This is a genomic window from Limnohabitans sp. DM1 (assembly GCF_001269385.1).
Lineage (GTDB): Bacteria > Pseudomonadota > Gammaproteobacteria > Burkholderiales > Burkholderiaceae_C > Limnohabitans_A.
In genome coordinates this window covers 1-19,137 of record NZ_CXOO01000088.1, presented here as the reverse complement: position 1 = coordinate 19,137, position 19,137 = coordinate 1, and the positions used below count along the sequence as shown (strand labels likewise).

Sequence of the window (19,137 nt, the reverse complement as noted above, 5' to 3'; positions counted from 1 at the left end):
AGATCTGCACTCTTTCCCTACGCGACGCTCTTCCGATCTATGGCCAGGTTGTTCAGGCCTTCAGGCAGCGCTGTGGWGGGCGTGACGCTCCAGGTGCCTTCCGGTGTCACGGTGGCGGTGCCGATGACGGCGCCCAGCGGGTCTTTGATGGTGATGGTGTCACCCGGTGTGCCGGTGCCACTCAGGGTGGGCGTGCTGTCGGTGGTGATCTTGTCGCCTTTGACGCCGCTGTCGGTTGTCGGGTCGAGCACGCCGGTAGGTGCTGCMGGWCCKCTGGTGTCRATGGTCACGGGCAGCGCCACGGGTGCGCTGACGTTGCCAGCCGGGTCGGTCGCAGTCATGGCCAGGTTGTTCAGGCCTTCAGGCAGCGCTGTGGTGGGCGTGACGCTCCAGGTGCCATTGGTGCCAACGGTGGCGGTGCCGATGACGGCGCCCAGCGGGTCTTTGATGGTGATGGTGTCACCCGGTGTGCCGGTGCCGCTCAGGGTGGGCGTGCTGTCGGTGGTGATCTTGTCGCCTTTGACGCCGCTGTCGGTTGTCGGGTCGAGCACGCCGGTGGGTGCTACAGGTCCGCTGGTGTCGATGGTCACGGGCAACGCCACGGGTACGCTGACGTTGCCTGCTGGATCAGTCGCAGTCATGGCCAGGTTGTTCAGGCCTTCAGGCAGTGCTGTGGTGGGCGTGACGCTCCAGGTGCCTTCCGGTGTCACGGTGGCGGTGCCGATGACGGCGCCCAGCGGGTCTTTGATGGTGATGGTGTCACCCGGCGTGCCGGTGCCACTCAAGGTGGGCGTGCTGTCGGTGGTGATCTTGTCGCCTTTGACGCCGCTGTCGGTTGTCGGGTCGAGCACGCCGGTAGGCGCAGATGGACCTGTGGTGTCGATGGTCACAGGCAGTGCCACGGGTGCGCTGACGTTGCCTGCTGGATCGGTCGCAGTCATGGCCAGGTTGTTCAGGCCTTCAGGCAGCGCTGTGGTGGGCGTGACGCTCCAGGTGCCTTCCGGTGTCACGGTGGCGGTGCCGATGACGGCGCCCAGCGGGTCTTTGATGGTGATGGTGTCACCCGGTGTGCCGGTGCCGCTCAGGGTGGGCGTGCTGTCGGTGGTGATCTTGTCGCCTTTGACGCCGCTGTCGGTTGTCGGGTCGAGCACGCCGGTAGGCGCAGACGGACCTGTGGTGTCAATGGTCACGGGCAGCGCCACGGGTGCGCTGACGTTGCCWGCCGGGTCGGTCGCAGTCATGGCCAGGTTGTTCAGGCCTTCAGGCAGCGCTGTGGTGGGCGTGACGCTCCAGGTGCCTTCCGGTGTCACGGTGGCGGTGCCGATGACGGCGCCCAGCGGGTCTTTGATGGTGATGGTGTCACCCGGTGTGCCGGTGCCGCTCAAGGTGGGCGTGCTGTCGGTGGTGATCTTGTCGCCCTTGACGCCGGAGTCGGTTGTCGGGTCGAGCACGCCGGTAGGCGCAGACGGACCTGTGGTGTCAATGGTCACGGGCAGCGCCACGGGTGCGCTGACGTTGCCTGCTGGATCGGTGGCGGTCATGGCCAGGTTGTTCAGGCCTTCGGGCAGCGCTGTGGTGGGCGTGACGCTCCAGGTGCCTTCCGGTGTCACGGTGGCGGTGCCGATGACGGCGCCCAGCGGGTCTTTGATGGTGATGGTGTCACCCGGTGTGCCGGTGCCGCTCAGGGTGGGCGTGCTGTCGGTGGTGATCTTGTCGCCCTTGACGCCGCTGTCGGTTGTCGGGTCGAGCACGCCGGTAGGCGCAGATGGACCTGTGGTGTCGATGGTCACAGGCAGTGCCACGGGTGCGCTGACGTTGCCTGCTGGATCGGTCGCAGTCATGGCCAGGTTGTTCAGGCCTTCAGGCAGCGCTGTGGTGGGCGTGACGCTCCAGGTGCCTTCTGGTGTCACGATGGCGGTGCCGATGACGGCGCCCAGCGGGTCTTTGATGGTGATGGTGTCACCCGGTGTGCCGGTGCCGCTCAGGGTGGGCGTGCTGTCGGTGGTGATCTTGTCGCCCTTGACGCCGCTGTCGGTTGTCGGGTCGAGCACGCCGGTAGGCGCAGACGAACCTGTGGTGTCAATGGTCACGGGCAGCGCCACGGGTGCGCTGACGTTGCCAGCCGGGTCGGTCGCAGTCATGGCCAGGTTGTTCAGGCCTTCAGGCAGCGCTGTGGTGGGCGTGACGCTCCAGGTGCCTTCCGGTGTCACGGTGGCGGTGCCGATGACGGCGCCCAGCGGGTCTTTGATGGTGATGGTGTCACCCGGTGTGCCGGTGCCGCTCAGGGTGGGCGTGCTGTCGGTGGTGATCTTGTCGCCTTTGACGCCACTGTCGGTTGTCGGGTCGAGCACGCCGGTAGGCGCAGACGGACCTGTGGTGTCAATGGTCACAGGCAGTGCCACAGGTGCACTGACGTTGCCTGCTGGATCGGTGGCGGTCATGGCCAGGTTGTTCAGACCCTCGGGCAGCGCTGTGGTGGGCGTGACGCTCCAAGCGCCATTGGGGCCAACGGTGGCGGTGCCGATGACGGCGCCCAGCGGGTCTTTGATGGTGATGGTGTCACCCGGTGTGCCGGTGCCGCTCAGGGTGGGCGTGCTGTCGGTGGTGATCTTGTCGCCCTTGACGCCGCTGTCGGTTGTCGGGTCGAGCACGCCGGTAGGCGCAGACGGACCTGTGGTGTCAATGGTCACGGGCAGCGGTGCGTCGGGGGTGACGTTGCCCGACGGGTCCGTGGCGGTCATGGTCAGGTTGTTCAGGCCTTCGGGCAGCGCTGTGGTGGGCGTTACGCTCCAAGCGCCATTGGGGCCAACGGTGGCGGTGCCAATGACGGTGCCCAGCGGGTCTTTGATGGTGATGGTGTCACCCGGTGTGCCGGTGCCGCTCAGGGTGGGCGTGCTGTCGGTGGTGATCTTGTCGCCTTTGACGCCGGAGTCGGTTGTCGGGTCGAGCACGCCGGTAGGTGCTGCAGGTCCGCTGGTGTCAATGGTCACGGGCAGCGGTTTGGCCGGGCTGACATTGCCAGACGGGTCGGTGGCGGTGACGCTGTAGTTGTTCAGGCCTTCTGGCTGGGGCGTGGTGGGTGTGATGGCCCAGGTGCCGTCCGGTCCGACGGTGGCGGTACCAATCACCTGCCCTGCGGGGTTTTTGATGGTGATGACGTTGCCGGGAACGCCTGAGCCGCTCAGGGTGGGCGTGTTGTCGTTGGTGGTGTTATCACCTTTGGTGCCGCTGTCGCTGATCGGATCGAGCACGGCGTTGGGCGCAGCCGGGGCCACGCTGTCCACCACGATGGTGATGGGCAATCCTGCGCTGAGCACGCTGCCTGTGGGGCTGGTGGCGGTGACGCTCAGGGCGTTGATGCCTTGCGGCAGCGCTGTGGTGGGCGTGGCCGTCCAAGTGCCATTGGCTGACACCACGGCAGAGGCAATCACAAAGCCCTGGGCGTTGTAGACCTTGACGATGTCGCCCGCAGTGCCGGTGCCGCTGAGGGTGGGCGTGGTGTCGTTGGTGGTGTTGTCACCCACGGTGCCGCTGTCGCTGCTGAGGTCGAGCATGGCCGTGAGGCTGTGCGGCGTGGGGGGTGCGCTGACGCTGAAGTTCAGCGTGTTGTTCTCTTCAGCGCCGTCTTTGTTGAGGCTGGCGGCGATGTCGGTGAATTTATCGCTGGCGACCGACAAGCTGGCATTGAAGACACCGGCTGTGGGCGTGAAGGTGGCGGTGTAGGCCAGCGGGTTGGTGGGGCTCAGGGTCAGGTTGCTGAGGGTGCCACCAGTGACGGCTACATCGGCCAGGGTGAAGTCCAGCGTGGGTTCACTGAAGGTGAAGGTCACGGTGCCGGTCTGGCCCTGGGCCAGCAGCGACTGCGTGGTGCTGAGCGCCACGGTGGGCGGTGCCGTGTCGATGACCACAGGCAGCATGGTGCTTGGGCTGGACAGGCCTGCCGGGCTGGTTTCCACAACATTGAGGTTGTTGGTGCCTTCGGGCAACGGTGTGGTGGGCGTGATGCTCCACTGGCCGTTGGGGGCGACGGTGGCGGTGCCGACGACGTTGCCCGAGGGGTCGGTGATCTTGATGGTGTCGCCTGGCGTGCCCGTGCCGTTGATGACCGGTTTGTTGATGTTGGTGATCAGGTCGGTGGGCGAGCCACTGTTGCTGGCCGGGTCGATGGCCGCTGTGGGCGCCAAGGGGGCCACGGGTGCTGGTGTGTAGCTCAGGTTCAGCGTGTTGTTGGTGTCGGCGCCGTCGGTGTTCTGGTTGCCTGCGGCGTCTGCGAACTTGGCGCTGTCCACACGCACGCTGGCGGTGGTGGCACCGGCTGCGGGTGTGAAGGTGGCGGTGTAGACCAGCGGGTTGGTGGTGCTTTGCACCAGCGCGCTCAAGCTGCCGCCGGTGACGGTGATGTCGGCCAGCGTGAAATCGGTGCTGGCTTCAGACAGGGTGAAGGTGATGGCCGAGGTTTGACCAGCGGTCAAATTGGTGGCAGGCGCGGACAGGGCAATCGTGGGCGCGGTGGTGTCGATGACCACAGTGAACGGTGCGGCTGGGCTGACCTGGCCGGAGGGGTTGGTCACCGTGACGGCCAGGTTGTTGACGCCTTCAGGCAGCGGCGCTGTGGGCGTGACGTTCCAGCTGCCGTCGGGGGCCACGGTGGTCGAGCCCAGGACGTTGCCTTGCGGGTCGGTGATTTTGACGACGTCGCCCGGTGTGCCGGTGCCGGACACGGTGGGCGTGGGGTCGGTGGTCAGGTTGTCGGTGCCCGAGCCGGTGTTGCTGCCCGGGGCGATGGCGATGCCTGTGGGCATAGTGGGTGCCACGGGGGTGGGGCTGTTGACACTGAAGCTCAGGGCGTTGTCGGTTTCAGCGCCGTCTTTGTTGAAGTTGCCTGCGGCGTCCGTGAACTTGTCGCTGGTGACCAGCAAGGCAGCGCTGGTGGCACCGACATCGGGGGTCAGGATCGCGGTGTAAACCAGCGGGTTGGTGGTGCTTTGCACCAGGCTGCTGAGCGTGCCGCCAATGGCCGTGACGTCGGTCAGGGTGAAGTCGGCGCTGGCCTCGCTCAGGGTGAAGGTGACCAGGCCGGTCTGGCCAGGGGTCAGCACGGCTTGCGCGGTGGACAGGGCAATCGTGGGCGCGGTGGTGTCGATGACCACGGTGAACGGTGCGGCTGGGCTGACCTGGCCTGCGGGGTTGGTCACGGTGATGGCCAGGTTGTTGACGCCTTCAGGCAGCGGCGCTGTGGGCGTGACGTTCCAGGAGCCATCGGGGGCCACGGTGGCTGAGCCCACGACGTTGCCTTGGGGGTCGGTGACCTTGATGACGTCGCCAGGTGTGCCGGTACCGGACACGGTGGGCGTGGGGTCGGTGGTCAGGTTGTCGGTGCCCGAGCCGGTGTTGCTGCCCGGGGCGATGGCGATGCCTGTGGGTGCAACGGGTGGTGTGGTGCTGCCGAAAGTGAAGTTCAGCGTGTTGTTGGCGTCGGCGCCGTCGGTGTTCTGGTTGCCTGCGGCGTCAGAGAACTTGGCGCTGTCCACACGCACGCTGGCGGTGGTGGCACCGGCTGCGGGCGTGAAGGTGGCGGTGTAGACCAGCGGGTTGGTGGTGCTTTGCACCAGCGCGCTCAAGCTGCCGCCGGTCACAGTGATGTCGGCCAGCGTGAAATCGGTGCTGGCTTCACTCAGGGTGAAGGTGATGGCCGAGGTTTGACCAGCGGTCAAAGTGGTGGCAGGCGCAGACAGGGCAATCGTGGGCGCGGTGGTGTCGATGACCACGGTGAACGGTGCGGCTGGGCTGACCTGGCCGGAGGGGTTGGTCACCGTGACGGCCAGGTTGTTGACACCTTCAGGCAACGGCGCTGTGGGCGTGACGTTCCAGCTGCCGTCGGGGGCCACGGTGGTCGAGCCAATGACGTTGCCTTGTGGGTCGGTGATTTTGACGACATCGCCAGGCGTGCCGGTGCCGGTCACGGTGGGGGTGGTGTCGATGGTGATCGGGTCGGTGCCCGAGCCGGTGTTGCTGCCCGGGGCGATGGCGATGCCTGTGGGCGCAGTGGGTGCCACGGGGGTGGGGCTGTTGACACTGAAGCTCAGGGCGTTGTCGGTTTCAGCGCCGTCTTTGTTGAAGTTGCCTGCGGCGTCCGTGAACTTGTCGCTGGTGACCAACAAGGCGGCGCTGGTGGCTCCGGTGTCGGGGGTCAGGATCGCGGTGTAGACCAGCGGGTTGGTGGTGCTTTGCACCAGGCTGCTGAGCGTGCCGCCAATGGCCGTGACGTCGGCCAGGGTGAAGTCGGCGCTGGCCTCGCTCAGGGTGAAGGTGACCAGGCCGGTCTGGCCAGGGGTCAGCACGGCTTGCGCGGTGGACAGGGCAATCGTGGGCGCGGTGGTGTCGATGACCACGGTGAACGGTGCGGCTGGGCTGACCTGGCCTGCGGGGTTGGTCACGGTGATGGCCAGGTTGTTGACGCCTTCAGGCAGCGGCGCTGTGGGCGTGACGTTCCAGGAGCCATCGGGGGCCACGGTGGCTGAGCCCACGACGTTGCCTTGGGGGTCAGTGACCTTGATGACGTCGCCAGGCGTGCCGGTGCCTGCCAGGGTTGGCGTGGGGTCGGTGGTCAGGTTGTCGGTGCCCGAGCCGGTGTTGCTGCCCGGGGCGATGGCGATGCCTGTGGGTGCAACGGGTGGTGTGGTGCTGCCGAAAGTGAAGTTCAGCGTGTTGTTGGCGTCGGCGCCGTCGGCGTTTTGGTTGCCTGCGGCGTCAGAGAACTTGGCGCTGTCCACACGCACGCTGGCGGTGCTGGCACCGGCTGCGGGTGTGAAGGTGGCGTTGTAGACCAGCGGGTTGGTGGTGCTTTGCACCAGCGCGCTCAAGCTGCCGCCGGTGACGGTGATGTCGGCCAGCGTGAAATCGGCGCTGGCCTCAGACAGGGTGAAGGTGACGGTGGGGTTTTGGCCTGCGTTCAGTGCGGTTTGAGCGGTGCTCAGTGCAATGGTGGGCACGATGCTGTCGATGACCAAGGACAGGGGCACGGCAGGGCTGACGTTGCCTTCGGGGTCGATCTGCACCATGCTGAGGTTGTTGACGCCCTCAGGCAGTGGTGTGGTGGGCGTGACGCTCCAGGAGCCGTTGGGGGCGACGGTGGCCGTGCCGATGACGTTGCCTTGCGGGTCGGTGATTTTGACGGTGTCGCCGGGCGTGCCGGTGCCGCTCAGGGTGGGCGTCTTGTCAGCGGTCAGGTTGTCGGTGGTGGCGCCAGTGTTGCTGCTCGGGTCCAGCACGCCGGTGGGAGCGGACGGCAGGGTGTGGGTGTTGGTGGAGGGTTGCACCAGACCGTCGGAGCCCTGGAAGTCCACTTCTTTGTCGGTGTTGACTTTGGTGGCAGGGAAGCTGACGTTGAAGACACCTTGGGCGTTGGCGGTCGCTTGCAGGGTGCTGCCGTCGGGCAAGGTCATGGTGACGGTGCTGCCCGGCAAGGCCGAACCCGTCAGGTTGACGGTGGACGAGGTGATGTCTTGCGCGGTGACGACGATGTCGCCCAGCAGCCAGCGGTTCAGAGGCGTGTCAATCAGGAAAGTTTGTTCGGTGGCGCCGCTGTTGGGGGCCTTGAGGGCGGCCAGGGCGTTGATGCGGCCGGTGTCCATCAGGGCCGCGCCGGTGGTGCTCAGGGTGCCGCCTGTCAGCAGTTCGGTTTGCAGGGCGTCGAGGCTGGCGTCGATGTTGCCTTTGACGCTGTCCAGGCCCGAGAGTTTGGCCAGCACCAGACCGTATTTTTCACCGTCGGTGAGGATGACCACGCCGTTGGCGTCGTAGCGGTTGGTGGCGGTGAAGGTGGGGCTGTTGGTGGTGGTGGGCTCGCCAATGATGTTCACGCCGGGCATGCCCAGGGCCTTGGCCACGTTGGCGTTGGCGGTGTTGATGGCGGCGGCGCTGCTCAGCGGCTGGGTGGCGTTGTCGGCAATGCCTGCGCTGCGCACGGCCAGTTCGGTGACGGGCGTGATGTTGACGATCAGGGTGGCGTTTTGGTCAGCGGCCACGCTGAAGTTGCTCTGGCCGACCTCGGCCACGGCCTGGGCGCGCAAGGTGGTGTCGAAGGACTTGCCGGTGGCAGAGACTTCGTCGATGTAGTTGATGGCGGTGCCGTTGGCGTCAATGACTTTGACCAGCACGGGGCCACGGTAGCTGCCACGGTTGGCGGCGGTGATGCTCCAGGAGCCATCGGCGCCCAGCACGGTCTGGCCCAGCAGTGCGCCGGTGTTGTCATAGACGAACACGTCGGCGCCACCGGTGACGCTACTTGGGGTGGAGGTGGTGGTGGGGTTGCCGGTCAAGCTGGGGGGCGTCAGGATCAACCCGTCGTTCATGGCGCCAGTTGGCGGGGCCACGCCAGTGCCTGAGCTGTCAGTGACGCCACCGGTGGTGGTGGTGGGGTTGCCGGTCAAGCTGGGGTCGTTCAGGATCAGCCCGTCGTTCATGGCGCCAGTTGGCGGCGCCACGCCAGTGCCTGAGCTGTCAGTGACGCTGGTGGTGCCTGAAGTCGAGCCCGTGGGCAGTGTGATGGGCGATTCTTTGGGTTGGACCAGGTTGACGCCAGCGTCATTGCTCACGCCTGTGGGCAAAGCTGTGCTGGTGCCGCTGCTGTCGGTGACTTCGTTCATGGGCGCCACGGCTTCTTCCATGGCGCTGGTGCCGGTGATCGGGCCTGCGAAGACGCGGCCGCGCACGACCAGGGAAGGAACAGCACTGACCGCCGTTTCAATGACGACGGGCATCGGCACGGCGGGGCTGACATTGCCTGCCGGGTCAATTTCGGTGACGGACAGGTTGTTGGTGCCTGTGGGCAGCGGTGTGGTGGGCGTGATGCTCCAGGCGCCGTTGGGGCCGACGATGGCGCTGCCGATCAGGGCGCCTGCAGGGTCGGTGATCTTGATGGTGTCGCCAGGCGTGCCGGTGCCCTCAATGGTGGGTGTGGTGTCGGTGGTGACGTTGTCGGTCAGTGAGCCGCTGTTGCTGCCGGGGTTGATGGCTGCAGTAGGCGCCAGAGGGGCAACGCTGTCGATGACGATGGGCAGGATGGTGGCCGGGCTGGTCTGGCCGTCGGGCGTGATTTCGGTGATGGCCAGGTTGTTGGGGCCCTGGGGCAGCGGCGTGGTGGGCGTGATGCTCCAGGCGCCGTTGGGGGCAACCATGGCTGAGCCGATGACGTTGCCGCTTGGGTCGGTGATCTTGATGGTGTCACCGGGCACGCCCACACCGGTGATGGTGGGCGTGGTGTCGGTGGTGACGTTATCGGTGGGCGAGCCGCTGTTGCTGGACGGCGCCAGGGTGGCAGCGGGCGCTGCGGGTGCGGGCAACATGGCGGCACTGACGCTGAAGCTCAGGGCGTTGTTGAGTTCTGCGCCGTCTTTGTTGAGGTTGCCTGCGGCGTCAGAGAACTTGTCGCTGGTGACCAGCAATGCGGCGCTGGTGGCACCGGCTGCGGGCGTGAAGGTGGCGAAATAGGTGGTGCCCGAGCCCTGGAAGTTGCTCAGCGTGCCGCCCATGGCGGTGATGTCGGCCAGCGTGAAGTCTGTGCTGGCTTCAGACAGGGTGAAGGTGACGGTGACGCTTTCGCCATTGGCCAGCAGGGTCTTGTTGCTGCCCAGCGCGATGGTGGGGGTCACGGTGTCGATGAAGATCGGCAGGGGTGTGACGGGGCTGACGTTGCCTGCGGGGTCGACGGAGACGACGCTCAGGTTGTTCAGGCCTTGTGGCAGTGGGTTGGTGGGGGCCACGCTCCATTGGCCGTTGGGGCTGACGGTGACCGATCCGACCACGTTGCCCATCGGGTCGGTGATCTTGATGGTGTCACCGGGCGTGCCTGTGCCCGTCAGGGTGGGCTGGGGGACGCGGGTGATGTTGTCGGTGGTCGAACCGCTGTTGCTGCCGGGGGCGAAGGTGCCCGACGGTGCCGAAGGGGCCACGCTGTCGACGACCACAGGCAGGGGCACGGCCGGGCTGACGGCGCCTGAGGGGCTGGTTTCGGTGAGGGACAGGTTGTTGGTGCCCTGGGACAGCGGCGCGGTGGGGGTGATGGTCCACTGGCCATTGGGGCCGACGATGGCTGAGCCGATCACGGCACCCGTGGGGTCGGTGATCTTGATGGTGTTGCCGGGCTGGCCGGTGCCGCTCAGGACCGGTTGTGTGAGGTTCGTGATGTTGTCGGTGATCGAGCCAGTGTTGCTGCCGGTGCTGATGGCGCCTGTGGGGGCGGGCAGGCTGGCCGACTCGATGACGATGGGCAGGGGCGCGGCCGGGCTGACGTTGCCTGCCGGGTCGATGGCCACAAGGCTGAGGTTGTTGGTGCCTGTTGGCAGGGGCGTGGTGGGCGTGATGCTCCACTGGCCGTTGGGGCCGACGATGGCGGTGCCGACCACAACGCCTTGCGGGTTGGTGATCTTGATGGTGTCGCCGGGGTTGCCCGTGCCGTCAATCGTGGGGGTGCTGTCGATGGTGACGTTGTCGGTCAGGGCGCCACTGTTGCTGCCGGGGTTGATGGCGGCGGTCGGGGCCGAGGGGGCCTGGCTGTCGACGACCACAGGCAGGGGCACGGCCGGGCTGACGGCGCCTGAGGGGCTGGTTTCGGTGAGGGACAGGTTGTTGGTGCCCTGGGACAGCGGCGCGGTGGGGGTGATGCTCCACTGGCCATTGGGGCCGACGATGGCTGAGCCGATCACGGCGCCTGTGGGGTCGGTGATCTTGATCGTGTTGCCGGGCTGGCCGGTGCCGCTCAGGACCGGTTGCGGGTTGGTGGTGATGTTGTCGGTGGTCGAGCCAGTGTTGCTGCCGGTGCTGATGGCACCTGTGGGGGCGGGCAGGCTGGTGCCGCCTTCAATGGTCACGGGCAGGGGCGTGACGGGGCTGACGGCGCCAGTGGGGCCGGTTTCGATAACGCTCAGGTTGTTGCTGCCTGCAGGCAGAGGCTGGCTGGGCGTGGCTGTCCACTGGCCGTTGGGGCCGACGGTGGCGCTGGCAATGACGTTGCCATTGCCGTCTTTGATGCTGATGGTGTTACCGGGCGTGCCAGTGCCTGTGATGGTGGGGGTGGTGTCTGGGGTCGTGATGCCACCGGGTGCAACGACCACGCCGGGCGCTGGGGGCGTCAGGGGTGCGGGGGGCACGGGTGTGCAGTTGATGGCAAACGAAGCGGCGTTGTTGGTGTCGGAGCCGTCTTTGTTGAGGTTGCCTGCGGCATCGGTGAATTTGTCGCTGGAGACAAACAGCGCGGCGCTCTTGGCCGTGGCATTGGGCGTGAAGGAGGCGGTGTAGACCTTGCCCGAGCCTGCAAAGTTGCTCAATGTGCCGCCCAGCAAGGTGATGTCGGCCAGTGTGAAGTCGCTGCTGTCTTCGCTCAGGGTGAAGGTGACGGTGGTGGTTTCGCCCTGGGCCAGCAGGGCTTTGGCGCTGCTGATGGCAATCGTGGGCGCTGTGGTGTCGGCCGGTGTGACGGGCATCACGGGTGCGGCGCACTGGATGGCCAGGGACACGGCGTTGTTGATGTCCGAGCCATCCAGGTTGAAGTTGCCAGCGGCATCGCTGAATTTGTAGCTGGCCACGAACAGGGCCGCGCTGCGGGCGGTTTCGAAGGCGGTGAAGGTCGCGGTGTAGCTGGTGCCCGAGCCTTGCAGGTTGCTGAGCGTGCCGCCCAGGCAGGTGATGTCGCTCAGGGTGAAGTCATTGCTGGCTTCAGACAGGGTGAAGGTGACGGTGGCCGTCTCGCCTTTTTCCAGCAGAACTTTGTTGCTGCTGATGGCGATGGATGGTGGGGTGCTGTCTGCGGGAGGGCAGTTGGTCTTGAGGCTGACTGCGTTGTTGAGGTCGGCACCGTCTTTGTTGAGGTTGCCTGCGGCGTCGCTGAAGGTGTTGCTGCTCACCAAAATCATGGCGCTGGCACCTGTGCTGGTGGGCGTGAAGGTGGCGGTATAGACCAGCGGGTTGGTGGCGCTTTGGGCAAAGCCGCTCAGGCTGCCGCCGTTGACGGTGACGTCGCTGGCGGTGAAGTCGCTGCTGGCTTCAGACAGCGTGAAGGTGATGGTGGCGGTTTGGCCGGCCAGCAGGTCCGCCTTGTCGGTGCTGATGGCAATCGTGGGGGGCGCTGTGTCGGGTGGGGGGCAGTTGGTCTTCAGGGCCACGGCGTTGTTCAGGTCGGCGCCGTCTTTGTTGAAGTTGCCTGCGGCGTCGCTGAAGGTGTTGCTGCTCATCAAAATCATGGCGCTGGCGGCGGTGCTGGTGGGCGTGAAGGTGGCGGTGTAGACCAGCGGGTTGGTGGCGCTTTGGGCAAAGCCGCTCAGGGCGCCGCCGTTGACGGTGATGTCGCTGGCTGTGAAGTCGCTGCTGGCTTCAGACAGGGTGAAGGTGATGGTGGCGGTTTCGCCGGCCAGCAGGTCGGTCTTGTCGCTGGTGATGGCGATGGTGGGCGGCGCCGTGTCGGGTGGGGGGCAGTTGGTCTTCAGGGCCACGGCGTTGTTCAGGTCCGAGCCGTCTTTGTTGAGGTTGCCTGCGGCGTCGCTGAAGGTGTTGCTGCTCACCAAAATCATGGCGCTGGCGGCTGTGCTGGTGGGCGTGAAGGTGGCGGTGTAGACCAGCGGGTTGGTGGCGCTTTGGGCAAAGCCGCTCAGCGTGCCGCCGTTGACGGTGATGTCGCCCAGGGTGAAGTCGTTGCTGGCCTCAGACAGGGTGAAGGTGATGGTGGCGGTTTCACCGGCCAGCAGGTCGACTTTGTCGCTGCTGACGATGATGGTGGGGGGCGTGACGTCGAGGTTGAAGCTGACGGTGTTGTTGGCGTCGGCGCCGTCGGCGTTTTGGTTGCCTGCGGCGTCGGTGAATTTGTTGCTGTCGACCTTGACACTGGCGGTGCTGGCACCGGCTGTGGGGGTGAAGGTGGCGGTGTAGCTGGTGCCCGAGCCTGTGAAGTTGCTCAGGGTGCCGCCGACCACGGTGATGTCGTCCAACGTGAAGTTGCTGCTGGCTTCAGACAGGGTGAAGGTGACGGTGGCCGTCTCCCCTGCCCCCAGGCTGGCTTTGGGGCTGCTGACGATGATGGTGGGCGGGGTCTGGTCAACGGTCAGGCTGACGGTGTTGTTGGCGTCTGCACCGTCCTGGTTTTGGTTGCCGCCCGCGTCTGAGAAGCGGTTGCTGGCCACCGACACGGTGGCACCGGTCGAACCTGCTGCGGGTGTGAAGGTGGCGGTGTAGACCAGCGGGTTGGTGGCGCTTTGGACAAAGCCGCTCAGGGTGCCGCCGCTGACGACGATGTCGCTGGCGTCAAAGTTGGTGCTGATTTCGCTCAGCGTGAAGGTGATGGTGGCCGTGTCTCCGGCTTTGAGGATGGACTTGTCGCTGGTGATGGCGATGGTGGGCGGCGCGATGTCGATGGTGAAGGTGGTGGCATTGTTGGCGTCGTTGCCGTCGGCGTTGAAGTTGCCCGAGGCGTCGCTGAAGCGGTTGCTGGCCACATAGACCGCGCCGCTCATGGAACCTGCGGCGGGCGTGAAGGTGGCGGTGTAAACCAGGGGGTTGGTAGCGCTTTGGGCAAAACCGCTCAAGGTGCCGCCCATGACGGTGATGTCAGAGGCCGTGAAGTCGGTGGCCAACTCGCTCAGGGTGAAGGTGACGACCGCGGTCTGGCCCATGGCCAGCGCGGATTTGTCGGCACTCACGATGATGGTGGGCGGCGTGGTGTCGATCTTGCACTGGATGGCAATGGAGGCGGTGTTGTTGAGTTCGCCGCCGTCCATGTTGTAGTTGCCCGCCGCGTCGGTGAAGCTTTCGCTGGCGATGAAGATCGCGGCGCTGAGCGACTTGGGGTCGGGCGTGAAGGTGGCGGTGTAGACCAGCGGGTTGGTGGCGCTTTGTGTGAAGTTGGTGAGCGTGCCGCCGATGATGCGCACGTCGCTGGCGGTGAAGTTGCTGCTGGCCTCGCTGAGCGTGAAGGTGATGATGTCGGTTTCACCCGGCTTCACACGCGCTTTGGTGTTGCTGATCATCACCGTGGGGGCCACGCTTTCGGCCGGGGCGTCGGTGTTGCACAGCAGGCCAATGCTGAAGGACGAGCCGTTGTTCATGTCGGCGCCATCTTTGTTGAGCGTGCCGGCGGCGTTGCTGAAGGTGTCGCTGCCGACCATGATGAACGCACTGGAGACGTTGGCGCTGGGCGTGAAGGTGGCGCTGTAGCTGGTGCCGCTGCCGCTGAAGTTGGAGAGCGTGCCACCCACGACAGTGACGTCGGAGGCGGTGAAATTGGTGCTGGCCTCACTGAGCGTGAAGGAGAGCATGGCGGTGTCACCCACGGCCAGGTTGGCCTTGCTCGATGTGATGGCGATGAAGGGGTTGGTCATGTCGTTCATACGGGTCTCTCTCTCTCTCAGTGATTCAGTTCAATGCAGCGCAGCGGGGGCTGGCGGCGGATGGGGTGTTGGAAGAAATGGGGGGGGCTGACGGGTTCGAGCAGGTCGGCTGGGCTGCGCAGGTCGGCACTCGAGGAGTCCGACTGGGCCCGCTGACCGACATCGCTGTTTGATGCGCTGCGGTCTGGCAAACATGTGCCTTGGTCTTCGACCGGCGACCGACGAGGTCACGGTGGCTTGGGGGGTGGCTTGGGGGGTGGCTGTGGGTTGGCGCAGGTCGGCACTCGAAGAGTCCGACGTTTTTCCGCGCACGCACTGCGCCCGCACGACCGCACACGCCATCCAGACGTGACAAAGCCACCCGCTGTGGTTTGCACCTTTCAGCGAGTGGCACTTTGTGTGGGAGTGAGGTGGTATTCATCAAATCTCTACCGATTTATGGAAACCCAACTCAAACTCAAAAAAGTGATCAGATTCATTCAGAAGCTCTTTTTTGGCATTTGTATCAACTAGCCATGAGGTTATTGTCAAAAGTGACATTACAAAATACCCAATTGGGGTATTCAGTGCACTTTTTTGGCGAATTTTTTTCAGCTTGTTTTCGAAGCACGAGAAAACCAGATCCGGAGCTTTCGCAGGCCGATGTGCAATTGATAAATTCATCACATTCATTGCGCCCCGTTTTGGGCGTAAAGCCAGCTTCGTCAAGGAAAAGGCCCCTTCAAGCGACGTGGAGACGACGCTGTGGGGGGGCCGCTGGCGTGGGTCGGTAGCCATTTGGGCGTGACGCCAAGGGGTTCAGACAGCGGTGACGAGCAGGGCCTGTTCGATCAACAACTGCGCTGCGGCGCTGTTGTGGTTGTAGGCCACGTAGGTTTGGCCGTCGTTGACCACGGGCGTGGTCGATGCGGTCCACTGCGTCAGATCGGACAGGACGACGTGGTCGCCCTGATTGCCGCTGATCATGAGCTGGGCTTTGGCTTCGTGCGCGGCCAGGCCGGTGCAGTTGCTGCTGTTGTAGACGTCGTGACCGCTGAAGTGGCCCTGCATCACGTTCAGGCTCATGTGCAGCTGGTTGTTGCCGGTGCCCGTCAGGTCGATTTCTTCGATGCCTTGCAGCGCCTGGCCATCGGTGTGGCTGAAGTTAAGCGTCTGGTTGCTGCCGGACAGGGCCAGGGTGTCGATGCCGGTGCTGCTGTTGCTCTGAAAGACGGCTGCGGTGATATCGGACATGCCCCCAAAGACGACGTAGCTTTGCACTTGCGGGGCGGCCAGGTTGCTAGAGCTGACGGTGTAGATCAGGTCGTTGAGGCTGTCGCCATTGAGGTCGCCTGCGCTGGTGCCCTCGGTTGAGTAGCTGAAGACGCCGCTGGTGGCGGCAAAGCTGACGGTGTCGCAGGGGCATTCAAGGCCCAGGGACAGCGCGTTGTTGGTGTCGGCGCCGTCTTTGTTGAGGTTGCCTGCGGCGTCCGCAAATTTGTCGCTGGCCACATAGATGGCCGCGCTGTAGGTGTTGGGCGCGGGCGTGAAGGTGGCGCTGTAGCTGCTGCCGCTGCCCTGGAAGTTGCTCAGGGTGCCGCCCATGACGGTGATGTCACCCAGGCCAAAAGTGGTGCTGGCTTCACTGAGGGTGAAGTAAACCGTGGGCGTCTGGCCCAAAAGCACCATATTGGTGTCACAAGTGATGGCGATGGTGGGCGGGGTGGTGTCGCTGCCGCCTGTGCCACCTGTTCCGCCTGTACCACCCGTGCCTGTGCTCAGGCTCAGCGAGAGGGTGTTATTGACTTCGGCGCCGTCCATATTCATGTTGCCTGCGGCGTCGGTGAAGCTGCCGTTGGCCACAAACACGGCCGCGCTGGTGGCGCCCGGGGTGGGCGTGAAGGTGGCGGTGTAGCTGTTGCCCCAGCCCAGGAAGTTGGACAAGGTGCCGCCCACGACGGTGACGCTGCTGGCGTTGAAGGTGTTGCTGGGCTCGCTCAGCTGGAAGCCGATGACCGTCGTCTCGCCGCTGGCCAGCTGGCTTTGGCTGCTGAAAATGGTGACGGTGGGCGGCAGGATGTCGGTCGAGCCACCTGTGCCACCTGTGCCACCTGTGCCACCTGTGCCACCTGTGCCACCTGTGCCGCCTGTGCCGCCTGTGCCGCCGCTGCTGATGTTCAGCGCCAGCGCGTTGTTGCCGCTGGGGCTGTCGATGTTGGTGTTGCCTGCGGCGTCGGTGAAGCTGCCGCTGGCCACATAGACCGCCGCGCTGGTGGCGCCCGCAGTGGGTGTGAAGGTGGCGGTGTAGCTGCTGCCCGAGCCCTGGAAGTTGCTGAGCGTGCCGCCGACCACGCTGATGTCGCCCAAGCCAAAGGTGTTGCTGGACTCAGACAGGGTGAAGCTGAGGGTGGTGCTTTGGCCGGGTGTCAGGTTGCTTTGGCTGCTGCTGACGGTAACGGTTGGCGCGGTGGTGTCCACCGAGGTGCCGGTGCCGCCTGTACCTGTGCCACCCGTGCCGGTGCCGCCGCTGGCAGGCAGGATGTTCAGGGACAGCGCGTTGTTGGCGTCGGCGCCGTCGATGTTGGCGTTGCCTGCAGCGTCGGTGAAGCTGTTGCTGCCCACCAGCACAGCGGCGCTGGTGGCGCCTGCGCTGGGGGTGAAGGTGGCGCTGTAGCTGGTGCCCGAGCCGGTGAAATTGCTGAGCGTGCCGCCGACCACGCTGATGTCGCCCAGGCCAAAGGTGGTGCTGGCTTCACTGAGCGTGAAGGTGACGGTGGTGCTTTGGCCCGCCGTGAGCTGGCCGGTGCTGGCACTGATGGTGATGCTGGGCGGGGTGGTGTCCACCGGGGTCGGGTTGAGCACGCTGGTGCCGATGCTCAGCGAGACGGCGTTGTTGGCCTCGGCGCCGTCGGTGTTGAAGTTGCCCGCGACATCGCTGAAGCCGCCACTGGCCACCATGATGGCGGCGCTGCTGGCGCCCGCCGTGGGGGTGAAGGTGGCGCTGTAGTTGGTGCCGCTGCCCGTGAAATTGCTGAGCGTGCCGCCGATGACGGTGATGTCGCCCAGACTGAAGTTGCTGCTGAGCTCGCTCAAGGTGAAGCTGATGGTGGCCGTCTCGCCCGGGGCCAGGCCGATTTTGTCGGTGTTAACGGTCACCGTGGGGGGTGTGGTGTCGGTGCTGCCGGTGCCCGTGCCGCCTGTACCACCCGTGCCCGTACCACCTGTGCCAGTACCGCCGGTGCCAGTACCGCCGGTGCCAGCACCACCGGTGCCGGGGTTGGTGCCAGCCAAGCTCAGACTCACGGCATTGTTGGCTTCAGCACCGTCGGCGTTGAAGTTGCCTGCCGCGTCGCTGAAGCGGTTGCTGGACACCAGCACTGCTGCGCCGGTAGCGCCCGGGGTGGGGGTGAAGGTGGCGCTGTAAGTGGTGCCGCTGCCCGTGAAGTTGCTGAGCGTGCCGCCGATGACGGTGACATCGCCCAGGCCAAAGTTGCTGCTGGCTTCGCTGAGGGTGAAGCTGATGGTGGCGGTTTCGCCGCTGGCCAGATTGACCTTGTTGCTGCTGATCACGATGGTGGGGGGCACGGTGTCGGTGCTGCCCGTGCCACCTGTGCCTGTGCCTGTGCCGCCTGTGCCTGTGCCTGTGCCTGTGCCTGTGCCTGTGCCGCCTGTGCCGCCTGTGCCGGTACCGCCGGTGCCGCCGGTGCCGCCGGTGCCGCCGGTGCCGGTGCCGGTGCCGGAGTCAACGCTGACCATGCTCAGGGCCACGGTGTTGTTGGACTCGCTGCCGTCAGCATTGGTGTTGCCTGCGCTGTCGCTGAAGCGGCCACTGGACACCAGCACGGCTGCGCCGGTGGCGCCTGCGGTGGGGGCGAAGGTGGCGCTGTAGGTGGTGCCGCTGCCGGTGAAATTGCTGAGGGTGCCGCCGATGACGGTGACATCGCCCAGGTTGAAGTCGGTGCTGGACTCGCTCAGGGTGAAGCTGATGGTGGCGGTTTCGCCGGGGGCGAGGTTGCCTTTGTTGCTGCTGACGACCACGGTGGGCGGGTTGATGTCCACGGGGGTGCCGGAGCCCCCCGTGCCACCTGTGCCACCTGTGCCACCTGTGCCACCTGTGCCACCTGTGCCACCCGTGCCTACGCTGCTGATGTTCAGCGCCAGGGTGTTGTTGGGCTCGGCGCCGTCGGCGTTGTTGTTGCCTGGGGCGTCGGTGAAGCTGCCGCTGCTGACCAGCACCACGGCGCTGGTGGCGCCGCTGGTGGGGGTGAAGGTGGCGGTGTAGCTGGTGCCCGAGCCCTGGAAGTTGCTGAGCGTGCCGCCGACCACCGTGATGTCACCCAGGCCAAAGCTGGTGCTGGGCTCGCTCAAGGTGAAGCTGATGGTGGAGGTCTGGCCGGGGCTCAGGTTGGTCTGGTTGCTGGTGATGGCGATGGTGGGGGGCAAGGCGTCGGGCGTGGTGCCTGTGCCTGTGCCTGTGCCTGTGCCTGTGCCTGTGCCTGTGCCTGTGCCTGTGCCTGTGCCTGTGCCTGTGCCKGTGSSKGCCGCGRTGCTCAGGGCCACGGCGTTGTTGGGCTCGGCGCCGTCGCCGTTGGTGTTGCCTGCGSCGKCGCTGAAGGTGTTGSTGGCCCMCACGATGGCCGCGCCGGTGGCGCCTGCGGTGGGCGTGAAGGTGGCGGTGTAGCTGGTGCCACTGCCGGTGAAGTTGCTGAGCGTGCCGCCGACCACGGTGATGTCACCCAGGCCGAAGCTGGTGCTGGGCTCACTAGATCGGAAGAGCACACGT

The 19,137-nt window shown here is 65.6% G+C and carries 2 protein-coding genes; one reads left to right on the top strand and one right to left on the bottom strand.

The genetic code is table 11. From position 1 onward, the window contains the following. Window positions 1-14,568: 14,568 nt before the first annotated feature. The gene (locus tag AMM33_RS22295) at window positions 14,569-14,727 is read left to right on the top strand and encodes a hypothetical protein (protein WP_194945681.1); all 159 of its coding nucleotides are present in this window, start codon (window positions 14,569-14,571) and stop codon (window positions 14,725-14,727) included. Between the two features lie 68 nt (window positions 14,728-14,795). Here AMM33_RS22295 and AMM33_RS22290 read toward each other — a convergent pair whose 3' ends face one another. Further along, window positions 14,796-15,152, bottom strand: a complete 357-nt coding sequence (locus AMM33_RS22290; protein ID WP_194945680.1) for a hypothetical protein — start codon at window positions 15,150-15,152, stop codon at window positions 14,796-14,798. Between the last annotated feature and the right edge of the window lie 3,985 nt (window positions 15,153-19,137).

Coding starts and splice junctions, on each gene's coding strand:
- AMM33_RS22295 (WP_194945681.1), top strand. CDS start 14,569: ATGTGCCTTGGTCTTCGACCGGCGACCGACGAGGTCACGGTGGCTTGG.
- AMM33_RS22290 (WP_194945680.1), bottom strand. CDS start 15,152: ATGGCTACCGACCCACGCCAGCGGCCCCCCCACAGCGTCGTCTCCACG.